This is a genomic window from Devosia sp. (genome assembly GCF_036563435.1).
In the GTDB taxonomy this organism is placed as follows: domain Bacteria; phylum Pseudomonadota; class Alphaproteobacteria; order Rhizobiales; family Devosiaceae; genus Devosia.
Genome location: NZ_DATCMJ010000018.1, coordinates 841859 through 858546, shown reverse-complemented (window position 1 = coordinate 858546; position 16688 = coordinate 841859). Strand labels below are relative to the sequence as shown.

Below are 16688 nucleotides of genomic sequence, written 5' to 3'. Positions count from 1 at the left end.
ATACCGGCCCATGCCTCGACCCGCCCTGGCTGACGTTGCCATGCGCCCGGCCCACTCCCGCCACTGTCGCCTGCAGGCCGCCTGCGCGGGGTGGATGGGGGGAGGATAGGCCGGGAAGGAGGGGGTGGGGATAAGTTTGTTGGAGGCGGTGGTTCGTTCAACAGCTGAACGTCACCCTCGGGCTTGACCCAAGGGAGCTTTGCTTCAACCCGCACTCCGCAAGTGTAGAGCCCTCGGGTCAAGCCCGAGGGTGACGGCTGGTGGGTGGGCGACGGCTGGGGGATGGAGCCGGCTCATGGTGGCTAAACCACACCCCCTCCCATCCTCCCCCTCGAGGGGGAGGTGCCGCTCAGTGGTTGGGGCGCCGTCTTACCCATCCCCGGTCTCCCCCGCGTGCTGGGCAGATTAGGGGAGGCGATGATTGGGTAGGGGGTACGGCCACCTCCCGAAGCGTCACCCTCAGGCTTCACCCGAGGGGTCTTTACTTCAACCGACGTTCCGCAAGTGTAGAGCCCTCGGGTCAAGCCCGAGGGTGGCGGCTGGTGGGTGGGGGCGTGGGCGGCGGGCGGAGTCTGGGTGCTCGCCTGAACAAAGCAAGTTTTTGCCCGTCGGCTCTTTCCCCTCGCCCGAACCTGCGCCATAAGGCTCCCATGACCGAAAACAACTCTCTTCAGATCAAGCTGCGCCTCAAGGGTGGCAGTGGGCCGAATGCCAACTGGCATTGGGAAATTCATGACGCCAGCGGCAAGGTGGTCAAGACCGGTTCGGCCGTCGGCCCCGAGCACAAGGCCTTTGCCACGGCGCGCATCGCCAAGGAAAAGCTGGAGCAATCCTCCGGCAAGTAGAAGCCGGCGACCCACGAGACTGCCGTGACCACTCCTGCTCCCGCCGCCCAGACGAGCCCCGCACCGTTTCGGGGCGGGCCGCTTTACGGGATCACGCTCAAGGTGGTTTCGGTCGTGTTCTTCGTGATCATGGCCACGCTGCTCAAGGCGACCGAGTCGGTGCCGGCCGGGCAACTGGTCTTCTTCCGCTGCTTCTTCGCCATCCTGCCTGTGGCAGGCTGGTTGCTGTGGCGGCGCCAGCTGCGCCAGGCGCTTCATACCAGGCGACCGATGGGTCACGTGATCCGCGCCATGGTGGGTGCCACCTCGATGGGGTTGGGCTTTTTTGCGCTGACCCGGCTGCCGCTGCCCGAGGCGACGGCCATCGGCTATGCCTCGCCGCTCCTGATCGTGGTGTTCAGCGCCATCCTTCTCAAGGAACGTGTCCACGTGTTCCGCTGGACGGCGGTTGTGGTGGGCCTCATTGGCGTGGTGATCATCCTCTGGCCGCGCCTGACGCTGTTTACCAGCGGGCAGCCGCTGGGGGACCGGGAAGCGATCGGGGCCGTGGCGGCGTTCGGTGGCGCCATCGTCACCGCCTTTGCCCTGATGCAGGTGCGCAACCTGACCCGTACCGAGCGGACCGAAGCCATCGTCATCTACTTCTTCATCATTGCCAGCATCCTGTCGCTCTTCACCATTCCCTTCGGCTGGGTTATGCCGACCCCTGAACAGGCTATGCTGCTGGTAGGTGCGGGCTTTGCGGGCGGGGTAGGGCAGCTGTTGATGACCTCGTCCTACCGCTATGCCGACATGTCGGTCATCGCGCCGTTCGAATATGTGTCGCTGCTGTTGACGCTGGTGCTGGGGTTTGTTGTGTTCGGCGACGTGCCCAGTCTCGCCATGGTCTTTGGCGCGCTGATTATTGTGGGTTCGGGCATCGCCGTGATCCTGCGCGAGCACTATCTGGGGCTCGACCGGCGCAAGGCGCGCGAGGCGAATACGCCGTAGTTTTTCTATACAGGCCGTCACCCTCGGGCTTGACCCGAGGGCGTTGCACTTGCGGAGGGCTGGATAAGTGAAGAGCCCTCGGGTCGAGCCCGAGGGTGACGATCGGTGGGTGAGGCGTGCCTCTAGCTCGCGGCGGCCATTTCGGCCCAGCCCTGGCGTTTGCGGTAGATGGTGGAGGGGCTGATTTCGAGCGCGGCGGCGGCGAGCGACACGTTGCCGCCGAAGCGGGCGATGGCGTCCTCGATGATGCGCTGTTCCTGCTGCCACATGGGCAGGATCGCCTGGCGCCGGTCAGTTTGCGGCGCGGCTTCGGCCTCCAGCAGCGGGCGTGATTCGATGTCGGCGGCGCGCAGCATGTCCATCGAGATGGCGGTGCCGTCAAACATCACGACAAGGCGCCGCACCAGGTTCTGCAGCTGCCGCACGTTGCCCGGCCATTCGGCGGCGGTGAGAAGGGCTGCCACATCGGGCGTGAAATCGCGGAACACCTTGCGCTCCTCGGCGGCGTAGCGGGCGAGGAAATGCCGGGCCAGAGCCATGATGTCGGAGGGGCGCTGGCGCAGCGGCGGCAGGTGGATGGGAAGGACATGCAGCCGGTAGAACAGGTCCTCGCGGAACTTCTTTTCGCCTATGAGCTGCATGGGATTGCGGTTGGTGGCGCAGATCACGCGCACGTCGACCCGGCGGACGGCCGACTCGCCGACGCGGCTCAACGTCCCGGTCTGGAGGAACCGGAGCAGCTTGCTCTGGAGCGACAGGTCCATTTCCCCGATCTCGTCGAGAAACAGCGTGCCGCCATCCGCCAGTTCGGCGGCGCCCTTGCGATCGTCATACGCGCCGGTAAAGGCGCCGCGGGCCACGCCGAACAGCTCGCTCTCCATGAGGTCGCGCGGAATGGCGGCGCAGTTGATGGCGACAAGGCGCTTGCCGGCGCGGGGGCCGGTCGCGTGCAGCGCCTCGGCGCAGACATCCTTGCCGGTGCCGCTTTCGCCGGTGATGAAGACGGGAGCCGAGGAGGCGGCGATGCGCCCGATCTGCTCATAGACGAACTGCATGGCGCTCGAAGCGCCGATGAAGCCGGCAAAATCGGCGGGGCCTTCGCCCCGCGGCTCCAGCGTCAGGGCGCGCGCCTTGCCGTGGCGCTGCGCCAGTTCGCCGATGCGGGCCACCATAGCGGGGCCGTTGACGGGCTTGGTGACATAGTCATGCGCGCCGGCGCGCATGGCGCCCACGGCGGCAGTGACCGAGGCGCCATCCGACAGGGCGACCACCAGGGCGCCGTCGGCCAGCCGCACCAGGCGCGCCACGGCATCGTCGCTGCGCTCGGAAAGGTCGGCAAGGCTCGAAAGGTCGGCCAGGACGATGTCGAATCGCGTGTCGCGCAGCAGTTCGCTGGCGCGCTTGCCGCCCTCGGCGATGGTGATGCGCAGGCTCGTGCCGAGGCTTTCGCCCAGCGAATCGGCCACCAGCGCCGCTTCTGCCCGATCCGAGTCGACCAGCAGAAGCCGGCCATGCGCCGCGCCATCGCCCAGGGTGTGCATCGCCATGCAGGCCAGTCCTCGCGCTTGAAATCGTCCACGCCGGCGGCACGAGTGGCACCTCCGGCATGGGCTCATTACTCCCCAACAGGGTAAATAATCCGTTCCCCCCTTTGCATTTTGCAGCGCGGCAGGCCGCAATTGCCGGGGGAGACAGGCGCCGCCTGCTTTTGCGCGCGGCAGGCTGATGCTATGAGCAAGGGGCCGAATCCCGGCACATGATGGGTCCGAGGTCCAGCCGTGCAGGCACTGGTCTACACGTTCATTGCCCTGAGCGCGCTCGCCGTCGGCGGCATCAGCTATTTCGGCCTGACCTTCACGCCGGCCGAGGCGATCCTGGCCAGCATCGTCTTCGGCTGCGTCTGCGTCGTCTTGCTCGAGCGCAGCCTCCGCCAGCGGGCCGAGCAGCGGCTAGAGCGGGCCATCGAGGACCTGTCGCGGCTGCTGGCCACCGATGCCCAGGCCGGCGCCGTCCTGGGCCAGCGCATCAATGCCATGGCCGACGTCAATGCCGGAACGCGGCTCGAAGTGGTTGAGGCCGATATCTCGGTGCTGGGCACGGTGATCCGCCAGGTGGCGGAAGCCGTGGCCGAGATCGAGGAAAAGACCAAGGCGCCTGCACCGGGCAGCCGGGGCCGCGTGGCGGCGGCACCGCCGCCGGCGCCCTATCGCGAGCCCGAGCCGACCATCGGGCAGGATGTGCTGCGCCGGGCCATCGACGAGAACCGCCTCGTCTACCATATCCAGCCGGTGGTGACGCTGCCGCAGCGCCGGCCGCAGGGCTATGACCTCGTGCCGCGCCTGCGCCTCGAACAGGGGCAGATGGCCGACCGCGACGAGTTCATGCCGCGCCGCGGCGGTGACGATCTCCGGCGCCAGATCGAGGGCATCGGGCTGGTCGAGGCGATCACCATTTCCCGCCGTGCCCGCACCGGCGGCCAGCCGGTGACGCTTTATGTGCCGCTGTCGCGGGCGACGCTCTCCGACCAGGCGGCGGCCGAGCAACTGATCGTATCGCTGGAGGCCAACCGCGCCATCGCCCCCGGCCTGATCTTTGCCATCAGCCACAGCGAGTGGCAGGCGCTGACCACGGGCGAACGGGCGCTGGCCGATTCGATCGCCAAGAAGGGGGCCGGCTTTTCGGTCACCGATGTGCGGTCGCTGCGCATCGACGTGGCGGAACTGGCGGCGCAGGGCGTGCGCTCGCTGCGCATCGACGCGGCCCACTTCATCGACAATCCCGAAGCCTTCACCGATTTCCACGCCTCCGATATCGCCAACTATGTGGCGCGTTTCGAAGTCAAGCTGCTGGCGACCGGCATCACCAGCGAACGGCAGATCGTGGAACTGCTGGAGGACGGGATCGTCTTGGTGCAGGGCCCCCATATCGCCGCGCCCGGGCCGGTGCGGCCGGATCTCGTACTGGAAGCAGGGCGGCAGATCGGGCAGTTGCGGCGGGCCGAATAGCAGGCACATCGCCGTTCCCCCTTGATCCGACCCCTCAAGCTGCCACATAGAACGGGCACCCCTGTTTGCATCGGAAACGACGATGACCAGCCCGCTCCCCGATATTTCCGGCCTTTCCGACCTCGCCGGCCGCTATGACGCGGTCCTGAGCGACGTGTGGGGCGTCGTCCACAACGGCGTCGAGGCCTTTCCGACGGCGGTCGAGGCGCTGACCCGGTATCGCGAGGCGGGCGGCAAGGTGGTGTTCATCACCAATGCGCCGCGCCCGTCCGGACTTATCGTCGAGATGCTCGATCGCCTCGGCGTGCACCGCCAGGCCTATGACGCCATCGTTTCCTCGGGCGACGCCACCCGCTCGATGATCGCCAAATATCGCGGACGCCCGATCCACCATGTCGGGCCCGCCACGGAAGACGACGCGCTGTATGAAGGCCTGGGCGTCGAGCGCACCGATGCCGGTCGTGCGGAGGTCGTGGTGGTGACCGACCTCGATACCGATGACGATACGCCCGAAATGTATCGCGAGCGGGCGCGGCAGTGGCTCAGCCGCAAGCTGCCCATGATCTGCGCCAATCCCGATAGGGTCGTCGAGCATGGCGACAAGCTGATCTATTGCGGCGGCGCCCTGGGCGACCTCTATGCAGCCATGGGCGGCATGGTGCTGATGGCCGGCAAGCCCTACCAGCCCATCTATGAAGAGGCGTTTCGCCTCGCCGAAGCAGCGGCGGGCCGGCCGCTCGACAAAAGCCGGGTGCTGGCGATCGGCGACTCGGTGCGCACCGATGCGACCGGCGCCGCCAAGTTCGGCATCGACCTTCTGTTCGTTACCGGCTCCATCCACGCGGCGGAACTGGACGCCTTCGGCAAGCCCGACCCGCAGGCGATTGCCGACCTTGTTGCCCCCAGCCGTGCGCATATGGCCGGGTTCCTGCCCCGCCTGTCCTGGTGACCTGATGGACTTCATCCGCCTCGCTTCGCTGGATACGGTGCCGCAGGTTCTGCGCGGCGCCTATGTGGCGATCGGAAATTTCGATGGCGTGCATCGCGGGCATCAGACCGTGCTCAGGACGCTGAAGGCACGAGCGGAAGAGGCGGGGGTGCCGGCCATGGTGCTGACCTTCGAGCCGCATCCGCGCGACGTCTTTGCCCCCGCGCCCTTTATGTTCCGCCTGACCGATGGCGACGCCAAGGCGCGGCTGGTGGAGGCATTCGGGCTCGATGCCATCGCCGTGCTCAACTTCGACAGGGAATTCTCGCAGATCGAGGCGGAAGACTTCGTGTCGCGCTTCCTGGTCGACGCCGTGGGCGTGACCGGGGTCATCGTCGGCTCCGACTTCCACTTCGGCCGCCAGCGCCGCGGCACCCCGACCTTTCTCAAGGCGGCGGGCGAGGCACAGGGCTTTGCGGTGGAAACGCTGGACCTGATGGACGAGGGCGACGAGGTCATCTCGTCCTCGCGCATCCGCGCTGCCTTGTCGGAAGGCGCGGTGGCGGCGGCCAACCGGCTCTTGGGCTACCACTGGTTCTTCGAGGGCTGCGTGGTAAAGGGCGACCAGCGGGGGCGGGAGTTGGGCTATCCGACGGCCAATACCCATACCCGCGCCAGCTTCCAACTGGCCCAGGGCGTCTATGCCGTCCGGGCGCGGCTCGGCCACCGGCTGCTGGACGGCGTCGCCGCCTTCGGCAAACCCATGTTCAACAACCAGCGGCCGCCCTTCGAGACGCATCTGTTCGATTTCGACGAGGATATCTATGGCCAGACCATCAGCGTGGCGCTGGTGGCCCATATCCGCGGGCAGGAAGTGTTTTCCGGGCTCGATGAACTGATCGCGGCCATGGACCGGGATTCGCAAAAGGCGCGCGAGGCCCTGGCGGCAGCGCGACCAATCAGTGAACTGGATGCCAGGCTGGGGTTTGTCCCACCAACGGACCGTCACCCTCGGGCTTGACCCGAGGGCTCTATACTCAACGATAGATCAGCAAGTGCAGCGCCCTCGGGTCAGGCCCGAGGGTGACGCGCAGCGGGGTTGAGGCAAGGGTGCCTCCCTCACGGGTTCTGCCTCGTCGTTGAGGGGAGGGACCGAGGGTGGGGGTTCTGGGTTTTCCTATGCATCGGGTTTGGGAGTGGGCCGGAACCCCCACCCCCAACCCCTCCCCTCAAGGGGGAGGGGAGCCTGCGTCCGGTGGTTCGCCCATCCACCGGCCGTCACCCTCGGGTTTGACCCGAGGGCTCTATACTCAACGGTGGCTCAGCAAGTGCAGCGCCCTCGGGTCAGGCCCGAGGGTGACCCGCAGCGGGGTTGAGGCAAGGGTGCCTTCCTCACTGGTTCTATCTCCCCTCGAGGGGGAGGGGAGCTTGCGCGGGGTGGTTCGGCCAAATCACCCTTTGCCCCACCGGCGTCGCCTTGCTACAACCCGGCGCAAATCTTCCGAAAGCCTGTTGTTCCATGACCGATACCGCCACCAGCGCCGCCGAGACCGATTATTCGTCGACGCTGTTTTTGCCGGAAACCGAATTTCCCATGCGCGCGGGGCTGCCCGATCGCGAGCCGGGTTGGCTCAAGCGCTGGGAAGAGATGGACATTTACCGGATGCAGCGCGAGCAGGCCGATGGACGGCCGCTGTTTACGCTGCATGACGGCCCGCCCTATGCCAATGGCAATATCCATATCGGTCACGCGCTCAACAAGACGCTCAAGGACCTGGTGTCTCGCTCCATGCAGATGCTGGGCTATAACGCGGCCTATGTGCCCGGCTGGGACTGCCATGGCCTGCCCATCGAATGGAAGATCGAGGAGCAGTACCGCGCCAAGGGCAAGGACAAGAACGAGGTTCCGGTGGTGGAATTCCGCCAGGAATGCCGTTCCTTTGCCGAGCAGTGGGTGGATATCCAGCGCGAGGAATTCAAGCGCCTGGGCATCCTGGGCGAATGGGACAATCCCTATCTCACCATGAGCTTCGATGCCGAGGCGCAGATCGCGCGCGAGCTGATGAAAGTGGCGACCTCCGGGCAGCTGTATCGCGGCTCCAAGCCAGTGATGTGGTCGGTGGTGGAGCGCACGGCGCTGGCCGAGGCCGAGATCGAGTACCAGGACTACGAGAGCGACACGATCTGGGTGAAGTTCCCGGTGAAGCTAACGCCAGGTGCTATCGACGCGGGACCCAACAACGAGAACCTAGAAGCGCACAACGAAGAAGCCATCCGGCTTGGCGCGCCTACATCGCCTGAGCTTGCAGGCGCGTCCGTTGTTATCTGGACTACCACTCCTTGGACCATCCCGGCAAACCGCGCTGTCAGCTTCTCCGCAAAGGTTGCCTATGGCCTCTATGAGGTTGAGGCAGCGCAGAATGACTTTGGTCCCCAGCCGGGCGAGAAGTTGATCTTTGCCGACAAACTCGCAGCCGAATGCGGGACAAAGGCCAAGCTCACTTTGAAGCGTATCGACGATGTCGCTGCCTCTGACTTGGCTGGCATGACCCTGGCGCACCCGCTCAAGGGCTTCGGTGGTGGCTACGAGTATGACGTGCCGTTGCTCGACGGGGAACACGTGACCGATGATGCCGGTACTGGCTTCGTCCATACGGCACCAAGCCACGGCCTCGACGACTTCGAAGTTTGGATGAACTCGACCCGTGCGCTGCAGGCGCGCGGCATCGATACGGCGATTCCCTTCCCCGTCGACGATGCCGGTTTCTACACCAAGGACGCACCGGGCTTCGAAGGCGCGCGGGTGATCGACGACAACGGCAAGAAAGGCGATGCCAACCAGCGCGTGATCACCGCGTTGATCGAGGCCAACAAGCTCTTTGCCCGCGGCCGGGTCAAGCACCAGTATCCCCATTCCTGGCGCTCCAAGAAGCCGGTGATCTATCGCAATACGCCGCAATGGTTCGTTTATATGGACCGCCCCATCGGCGGCGCCGAGGGCGACACGCTGCGTTCGCGCGCGCTTTCGGCGATCGACGCTACCCGCTTCTACCCTGCCGCCGGGCAGAACCGCCTGCGCTCGATGATCGCCGACCGGCCCGACTGGGTGCTGTCGCGGCAGCGCGCCTGGGGCGTGCCAATCACGGTCTTCGTCCACAAGGAGACGCAGGAGATCCTCAAGGACGAGGGCGTCAATCACCGCATCGCTCAGAGCTTCGAGGAAGAAGGCGCCGATGCCTGGTACAAGCCCGGCGCGGCCGAGCGCTACCTGGGCGAGGGCTACAAGGCCGACGACTACGAGATGGTGCGCGACGTGCTCGACGTGTGGTTCGACTCCGGCTCGACCCATTCCTTCGTGCTGCGCAACAAGCAGAAGTGGCCGCACCTCAAGTTCCCGGCCTCGATGTATCTGGAAGGCTCGGACCAGCATCGCGGCTGGTTCCATTCCTCGCTGCTCGAATCCTGCGCCACCAACGGCCATGCGCCCTATGACAGCGTGCTGACCCATGGCTTCACCATGGACGGCGAAGGCAAGAAGATGAGCAAGTCGCTGGGCAACACCGTTGCCCCGCAAGACATCATCAAGCAGTACGGCGCCGATATCCTCCGCCTCTGGGTCGCCTCGTCCGACTATTCGGAGGACCTGCGGCTGGGCAAGGAGATCATCCAGACCACGGTCGATGCCTATCGCAAGCTGCGCAACACGCTGCGCTGGCTGCTGGGCAACCTTGCCCATTACCGGGCCGAGGACGAGGCGCGCTTCGAGGACATGCCCGAACTCGAACAGCTCATGCTCCACCGCCTGGCGCAGCTCGATGGGCAGGTGCGGGCAGCCTACAAGGAATACGACTACCGCCGTGTCGTGACCTTGCTCAGCAACTTCATGAATATCGAGCTGTCGGCGTTCTACTTCGATATCCGGAAGGACACGCTTTACTGCGACCCGATTTCGAGCGTGAAGCGCAAGGCGGCGCTGACGGTGCTCAACCACCTTTATATGTGCCTCACTGCCTGGCTGGCGCCGATCCTGGTCTTCACCATGGAAGAGGTGTGGCTCGAGCGCTTCCCGGGCGAAGGCTCCTCGGTGCATCTGCGCCTCTTCCCCGAAGTGCCCGGCAGCTGGCTCAACGAGGAGCTGGCCAGCAAGTGGACGCTGATCCGCGCGGTGCGCCGCGTGGTGACCGGCGCGCTCGAAATCGAGCGGCGGGAAAAGCGCATCGGTTCGTCGCTGGAAGCGGCACCCAAGGTGTTCATCACCGACGAGCGCTATCTCCAAGCGCTGGCCGGCGAGGATCTGGCGGAGATCGCCATCACCTCGGCCATCGAGGTGGGCAATGCCGACGCGCCGCCCGAGGCTTTTACGCTCGATGACGTGCCCGGGGTTGCCGTGGTCCCGGCTCTGGCGGAAGGCCGCCGCTGCGCCCGGTCGTGGAAGGTGCTGCCCGAGGTGGGTTCGGACCCGGACTATCCGGACGTGACGCTGCGCGACGCCCAGGCACTGCGCGAGCTGGCGGCGGCGGAGCACTGAGGGTTACCCCCTCCCACCCTCCCCCTAGGAGAGGGAGGAGCCGACTGGTAATGGGGCACTACGATGCCGCAAACTCGATTTGTCCCTCCCCCTCCCAGGGGGAGGCTAGGAGGGGGTTCCCCGATTGACCGTTAAATCGCTGCTTCACCCCTCGGTATACGTCTCCCTGACCGTTGCCGTCCTCGCCTTCGGAATCGACCGGGCGCATAAGGCGTTTCACGTTGCCGGCGACTGCATTGCGGTCGGCGCGGCCACCTGTGTCGAGGTGATGACCAGCTATGTGCCCTTTGCCATGACCGGCTGGCGGGGCGGTGAAGTGGTGCGGGTGACCGACTTCTTCGACTACGTGCTGGTGTGGAATACCGGCATTTCCTATGGCTTGTTCGACAGCCTGCCGGTCTGGGCGCTGGGCGCCATCATGCTGGTGGCGATTGCGGCGCTGGCCGTGTGGTGGGTGCGGGCGGAATCGAGCCTGGTGCGACTGGGGCTGGCCTTCTGCATCGGCGGAGCGCTGTCGAACGCCATCGACCGGCTGATTTATGGGGCAGTGGCCGACTTCTTCCACCTCCACTGGGGCAGCTGGTCCTTCTATATCTTCAACATTGCCGACGTGGCGATCACGGTCGGCGTCATCCTGTTGATCGTGGACCTGCTGGGGCTGGGCAAGCGCAAGGCCGCCATCTGAAGGCTCGAACACGATGCTGCCTGAATCTGGTCTTAGGCGGCGAAGTGGGGTATAAGCCGCCGACATCGTGAAGGACGTTTCATGCATATTGGATTGACCGGGCAGCTTTCTGCCCTTCGCGCACTTGGCCAGACGGTAGTGGCAGGCGTGGCCATTGCGCTGACGCTGTCCGCCTGCACGACGGCCGAAGGCACCAATGCCATGACCGATTTCCGCACCTTTGAGCGCGAGGTCATGACTTCGACCGCCCGCGGCGTCGGCCTGGTTCCCGGTGAAACGCCCAAGGAAGACCTGACCACCGCCCGCGCACCGCTGGTGCTGCCCGCTTCCGGCCAGGCGCTGCCGGCGCCCACCAAGGCCACCGCTGTCGCACAGCTGCCGGCCAACAGCGACACCGTGCGCATCGATACCGCCAACCTCAGCGAAGCCGACCTGACGCGCCTGCGCAATGCCAAGGTCGTGGACCTCCGTTCGCTCGGCGGCCGCCCGCTGACCGAGCAGGAAGCGCGTTCGCTGACCGCCCGCATGCAGGCCAACAATCGCGACGTGTCGGTCACCAATGGCAACCGGCCGCTCTATATGCCGCCCGACGAGTACTTCACCCGCGTCGGCGACGCCGACCTCGTCTGCTCGATCGGCAATGGCCAGGTCGTTTCCCTCAACGACCAGCGCTGCCCCGAAGAACTGCGCAAGGCCATCCGCGATGCCCGCATCCGCAATCAGCCTAGCCTCTCGTCGGGCACCAGCAGCGGCCCGGGCGTGGGCCTGACCAAGAGCGAAACCACGCTGCAGTAACAGCCTGCGCGAACCACCTGATCAAAGCGGCCGGACCTTCCGGCCGCTTCGCCTTTTCCGCGCCGCCCGTTCAGGGTCCCGCATGACAGAAAGACACGCCAGATGAGCGACACCACCTCCAAGCCCGATACGGGCGACCGCCTCGCCAAGGTTATCGCCCGCTCCGGCCTTTGCTCCCGCCGCGACGCCGAGGTGTGGATCACCGAGGGCCGGGTGGTGGTCAACGGCAAGAAGGTCCTGACGCCGGCCTTCAACGTCACCGGGCGCGACAAGATCCTGGTCGATGGCGCCCCGCTTGCCGCACGGCAGGGTACGCGCGTCTGGCTTTACCACAAGCCGGCGGGCCTCGTGGTCACCGAAAAGGATCCCGAAGGCCGCGAAACGATCTTCGAGCATCTGGAAAGCCATGGGCTCCCCCGTGTGGTCACCGTCGGCCGGCTCGACATCAATACCGAAGGCCTGCTTCTGCTCACCAATGACGGCGGGCTCAAGCGCGTGCTGGAACTGCCCGCCACCGGCTGGCTGCGCCGCTATCGCGTGCGCGCCCATGGCACGGTGACGCAGGCGGCGCTCGACAAGCTCAAGGACGGCATCGAGATCGACGGCATCAAGTATGGCTCGATCGATGCCCAGCTCGAGCGCGAGCAGGGCGCCAATGTCTGGCTGGTGCTGGCGCTGCGCGAAGGCAAGAACCGCGAGGTCAAGAACGTGCTGGGCGCGCTCGGGCTCGAGGTGAACCGGCTGATCCGGGTGAGCTATGGCCCGTTCCAGCTCGGCGACATCCCGGTGGGCGGGGTCGAGACCGTCAAGGCCAAGATGCTGCGCGACCAGCTGGGCAAGAAGCTCGCAGAAGCCGCTGACGTGGATTTCGATAGCGAAATGCCCGAACAGGCGGCATTGGTTGGCAAGCCGACGCGCGACCGGCTGACCGGCCGCGGCACCAATACGGTGGAAATCGCGCGCCAGCGCTTCCGCTTCACCGACCATGCCGAAAAAACCGAGGAAGAGTGGCGCGCGGAGCGCCCGCGCCAGGATCGGCCCGGCCGGTCCGATGGGCGCAAGCCCATGGCCAGACGCGAGGAGCGTCGCGACGACGAGGACATGGCGCCGCCGCGCCGCATCCATTTCGACGAGGATGGCCGCGCGCCCGAAGAGTTCGTGGCCAAGCGCAACACGCGCCTGGTGCAGCGCCCCGACCGCGACGATCAGCCGGCGCGCAGCTTCGGCAAGGCGGCGCCGCGTCCCGTTGGCGGCAAGCCTGCCGGCGGCAAGAAGCCGTTCGGAGACAAGAAGCCGTTCGAAAAGAAGGCTTTCGGAGACAAGCCGCGCGGCCCGCGCCGCGACGACGATCGCCGTCCCGCTGGCGCCCGGCCCGATTTCAGCGACCGTCCGCGCGGCGGGCGTCCGGAAGGCGGTTCCCGCCCGCCGCAGGGCCGGGAATTCACCGGCACGCCGCGCGGACCGCGCCGTGGCGATCCCCCAGCCGGCGAGCGCTCGGCCTTCACGCCACGGCTGCGGCCGGACAGCGAAAAGGGCGAGGGCGCAGCGTTCAGGGGCGAGGCCAAGCGCCCAGGCCGCAACTTCGGGGACAAGCCTGCCCGCGGCCGGCCCGCCGCAGGTGAGCGTCCTGCGCGCAGCGAACGACCTGCCCGCCCGGGCCGGGACGAGTTCGGCTCGGAAAGCAAGACCTACGGCAAGCCGCGGACCCGTGCCGATGGCAAGCCTGTGCCCAAGCGCGATGGCGCCGCGCCGGCACGCGGCCCGCGGCCAGGTGGCTTTGGCGGCAAGCCGGGTGGTCGTCCTGGGGCCGGTGGTCGTCCGGGTGGTGCAGGCCGGCCTTCAGGTGGTCCGCGCAAGCCGCGGGGCTAGGCGCCCTAGTGCGTCACCCAGCGTCCCGCTATGACGGGACGCGCTGCAAGTGAAGAGCCCTCGGGTCAGGCCCGAGGGTGACGATCTGTGGATGTGAGACCCAAGCCCATGCGCATTGTTGCCGGCAAGTTCCGTGGCAAGCAGCTGACATCGCCGTCCGACGATTCGATCCGCCCCACGGCCGACCGGGTGCGCGAGTCGATGTTCAATATCCTGGCTTCGCGGCTGGGGCCGGTGTTCGATGGGCTGCGGGTGCTCGATCTTTTTGCCGGCACGGGTGCGCTGGGGCTCGAGGCGCTGTCGCGCGGGGCCAACCACGTGACCTTCGTAGACACGGGCGCGGAGGCGCGGGGCCTGATCCGCGACCATATCGAGGCCTTTGGGGCAGGGGGCATTACCAAGCTGCTGCGCCGGGATGCGACTGACCTGGGGACGCCCGGGACGTTTGGGCAGTTCGACCTGGTGTTTCTCGATCCGCCTTATGGGCAGGGGCTCGGCGAGCGGGCACTGGCGGGGATTGCGGCCGGCGGCTGGTTGACGCCGGGGGCGACGGTGGTCTTCGAGGAAAGCGTCGAGGCGGCGGTGGAGATACCGACGGGGTTTACGCTCGATGACCGGCGGGAATATGGGGCTGCGGCGGTGCACTTTTTGCGGTTTGGGGAAGCGGCGCCCAACTGACGGTCGTCACCCTCGGGCTTGACCCGAGGGTCCTTCACGTAACGAACGTTCCGCAAGTGCAGAGCCCTCGGGTCATGCCCGAGGGTGACGGCTGGTGGGTGGGGATCTAAGCCGTCGCGAGGCAGGCCTCGCATTTGCCGCGGATTTCCATGGTGGTGCGTTCGACCTTGAAGCCCTTGGCGCTGGCCCAGTCGCCCAAGCGCTGTTCGATGACATTGTCGGCGAATTCGTCGACCTTGCCGCAGCCCTCGCAGATGGCGAAGGCGATGAGGCCCTTGCTGTGGCAATGGTCGTCGGCGCAGGCCACGAAGGCGTTGAGCGACTCAAGGCGATGGGCGAGGCCGCGCTCCACCAGCTTGTCGAGGGCACGATAGATCTGCAGCGGGGCGCGCAGGCCCTCGCCGCGCAGCTTGTCGAGAATGTCATAGGCGCTGAGCGGACCGGCGGAGTGGTTGAGCGCGCCCAGGACCAGGCCCTGATTGCGGGTCAGGTCGCTGGGAACGTCGTGATCATGTGCCATGCACTTCTCTCCTGCCGAACAAACGCGTCACCGGAACCGTCAGCGACACCAAGAATATAAGGAGCGCCGCGACCACAATCGATGGCCCGGACGCGGTGTCCCACGTTCTTGATCCAAAGAGACCCCCCACTACGGCCACGGCGCCCAGAATGGCGGCGACGGCGGCCATGACTTCAGGCGTCGTGCTGAGCCGCCGGGCAGTCGCGGCGGGGATGATGAGGAGCGAGGTGATCAGGAGCACACCGACCAGCTTCATGGCGATGGCGATGACGCTGGCCATCAGGATCATCAGCACCAGCCGACTAACCTCCGGGCGCAGGCCCTCGGCTTCGGCCAGTTCAGCACTGACGGTCGAGGCCAGCAGCGGCCGCCACGACAGCAGCAGGATGGCAAGGATGGCGATGCCGCCGCCATAGATGATGGCGATGTCTTCCACCGATACGGCGAGGATATCGCCGAAAAGAAAGCCCATGAGGTCGATACGGACCGTGGTGAGGAAACCGACCAGGACCAGGCCGACGGCAAGCGTCGAGTGGCTGAGGATGCCAAGCAGGGCATCGGTCGAGAGCGTGGCCTGGCGCTGCAGCACGATCAGCGCTCCGGCCACGAGGGCTGCAACGGCGAAGACGCCTAGCGTCATGTTGATCGACAGGAGCACCGAGAGGGCGACACCGAGCAGGGCGGAATGGGCCATGGTGTCGCCGAAATAGGCCATGCGCCGCCAGACCACGAAGCAGCCCAGCGGCCCGGCGACCAGCGCCAGGCCGGCGCCGGCGAGGAGGGCGCGGGAGAAGTAGTCAGCGAGCATGGTTGGTCTCCAGTCCGATCCCTACCCCGGCCCTTCGCTCAAGGGGGAAGGATTGGGGTGGGCGTTCCGTGATCTCAACGAACTGGAGCTTGGTGGATGCCGCAGAACCCCCACCCTCGATCCCTCCGCTCAAGGGGGAGGGACGGACGACTGTGAGTTCGGCAATCATCGTCTCACCCATGGCCATGCCCCGCATGCTCATGGTGGTGGTCGGTACCGGCCGGGAGGACGCAGCCGTCGTCGTGATGTTCATGGTCGTGATGGTGTTCGTAGATGGCGAGGGACCCGGCGGCGCGTTCGCCGAAGAGGCGGAGATATTCGGGGCTGCGCTTGACCGCCAGGGGCGTGCCGCGGCAGCAGACATGGCCGTTGAGACAGATCACGGTATCGGTCTCGGCCATGACGACATGGAGGTCATGGCTGATCATCAGGATGCCGCTCTGCGAGGTGTCGCGGATCTGGCGCACCAGTTCGTATAGCGCCACTTCCCCGGAAAAATCGACGCCCTGCACCGGTTCGTCCAGCACCAGGAGATCGGGCTTGCGGATCATGGCGCGGGCAAAGAGGACGCGCTGGAATTCGCCGCCCGAAAGCTCCTGCACCGCCGCCTTGCGCAGGCGCCGCGCGCCGACGGCATCGAGCGCCGCATCGATTTCGGCACTCTTGTAGCTCCCCGTCAGGGTCATCAGCCGGTCGACGGTGAGCGGCAGCGTCCAGTCGATGGTGAGCTTTTGCGGCACATAGCCGATCTTGAGCCCGGCCTTGCGCGTCACCGTGCCCGTGCTGGGCTTAAGCACGCCCGTAGCCATCTTGGCCGTTGTCGACTTGCCGGAGCCGTTGGGGCCGATCAGCGTGACGATCTCACCCCGCGCAATCGACAGGTCGACGCCGCTGACCAGGGTGCGGCCGCCGCGCGTCACGCCGGCATTGGTCAGGGTGATCAGGGTATCCCTGGGCATCAAGGCATTCATCGCAGCTAAGAGCTCCATTGCGCCTCCATGGGGAGGCTGGACGTCCTGGCGAGAAACAGCAGAACG

General features: G+C 66.3%; 13 protein-coding genes and 1 pseudogene. 10 read left to right on the top strand and 4 right to left on the bottom strand.

Annotated features, from left to right (window positions below; translation table 11 throughout):
- Positions 1-650 precede the first annotated feature (650 nt).
- Both VIL88_RS16545 and VIL88_RS16540 read left to right on the top strand, forming a co-directional pair.
- Positions 651-845, top strand: coding sequence for a hypothetical protein (locus VIL88_RS16545; RefSeq protein ID WP_331990693.1), 195 nt, complete (start codon positions 651-653; stop codon positions 843-845).
- A 24-nt stretch (positions 846-869) separates the two neighbouring features.
- On the top strand, positions 870-1835 hold the full coding sequence (locus VIL88_RS16540; protein ID WP_331990692.1) for a DMT family transporter: 966 nt from the start codon (positions 870-872) through the stop codon (positions 1833-1835).
- Positions 1836-1957: 122 nt separating this feature from the next.
- On the opposite strand, the gene VIL88_RS16535 is transcribed toward VIL88_RS16540, so the two are convergent.
- Positions 1958-3382, bottom strand: a complete 1425-nt coding sequence (locus tag VIL88_RS16535) for a sigma-54 dependent transcriptional regulator (protein WP_331990691.1) — start codon at positions 3380-3382, stop codon at positions 1958-1960.
- A gap of 231 nt (positions 3383-3613) precedes the next feature.
- On the opposite strand from VIL88_RS16535, the gene VIL88_RS16530 reads away from it, so the two are divergent.
- The 8 genes from VIL88_RS16530 to rsmD all read left to right on the top strand — a co-directional run bounded on the left by VIL88_RS16530 (position 3614) and on the right by rsmD (position 14323).
- Positions 3614-4840, top strand: coding sequence for an EAL domain-containing protein (locus VIL88_RS16530; RefSeq protein WP_331990690.1), 1227 nt, complete (start codon positions 3614-3616; stop codon positions 4838-4840).
- An 82-nt stretch (positions 4841-4922) separates the two neighbouring features.
- Positions 4923-5789, top strand: a complete 867-nt coding sequence (locus tag VIL88_RS16525; RefSeq protein ID WP_331990689.1) for a TIGR01459 family HAD-type hydrolase — start codon at positions 4923-4925, stop codon at positions 5787-5789.
- A gap of 4 nt (positions 5790-5793) precedes the next feature.
- Positions 5794-6789: a bifunctional riboflavin kinase/FAD synthetase gene (locus VIL88_RS16520; RefSeq protein WP_331990688.1), complete on the top strand. Its 996-nt coding sequence runs from the start codon at positions 5794-5796 to the stop codon at positions 6787-6789.
- Between the two features lie 498 nt (positions 6790-7287).
- Complete coding sequence (gene ileS / locus VIL88_RS16515; RefSeq protein ID WP_331990687.1) at positions 7288-10296, top strand: isoleucine--tRNA ligase; 3009 nt, start codon at positions 7288-7290, stop codon at positions 10294-10296.
- 124 nt (positions 10297-10420) lie between these two features.
- On the top strand, positions 10421-10981 hold the full coding sequence (gene lspA, locus VIL88_RS16510; protein ID WP_331990686.1) for a signal peptidase II: 561 nt from the start codon (positions 10421-10423) through the stop codon (positions 10979-10981).
- 81 nt (positions 10982-11062) lie between these two features.
- The gene (locus VIL88_RS16505; RefSeq protein ID WP_331990685.1) at positions 11063-11776 is read left to right on the top strand and encodes a hypothetical protein; all 714 of its coding nucleotides are present in this window, start codon (positions 11063-11065) and stop codon (positions 11774-11776) included.
- Between the two features lie 102 nt (positions 11777-11878).
- Complete coding sequence (locus VIL88_RS16500; RefSeq protein WP_331990684.1) at positions 11879-13645, top strand: pseudouridine synthase; 1767 nt, start codon at positions 11879-11881, stop codon at positions 13643-13645.
- 108 nt (positions 13646-13753) lie between these two features.
- Positions 13754-14323, top strand: coding sequence for a 16S rRNA (guanine(966)-N(2))-methyltransferase RsmD (rsmD, locus tag VIL88_RS16495; protein ID WP_331990683.1), 570 nt, complete (start codon positions 13754-13756; stop codon positions 14321-14323).
- A 106-nt stretch (positions 14324-14429) separates the two neighbouring features.
- Here rsmD and VIL88_RS16490 read toward each other — a convergent pair whose 3' ends face one another.
- The 3 genes and pseudogenes from VIL88_RS16490 to VIL88_RS16480 all read right to left on the bottom strand — a co-directional run.
- Positions 14430-14843 carry a Fur family transcriptional regulator gene (locus VIL88_RS16490; protein ID WP_331990682.1) on the bottom strand — a complete coding sequence of 138 codons (414 nt, stop codon included), beginning with the start codon at positions 14841-14843 and terminating at the stop codon, positions 14430-14432.
- On the bottom strand, positions 14833-15651 hold the full coding sequence (locus tag VIL88_RS16485; RefSeq protein ID WP_331990681.1) for a metal ABC transporter permease: 819 nt from the start codon (positions 15649-15651) through the stop codon (positions 14833-14835). The genes VIL88_RS16490 and VIL88_RS16485 overlap by 11 nt, the downstream gene beginning before the upstream one ends.
- Before the next feature lie 179 nt (positions 15652-15830).
- Positions 15831-16610 (bottom strand): annotated as a pseudogene (locus VIL88_RS16480) (ATP-binding cassette domain-containing protein); the annotation flags it as partial.
- Positions 16611-16688 lie beyond the last annotated feature (78 nt).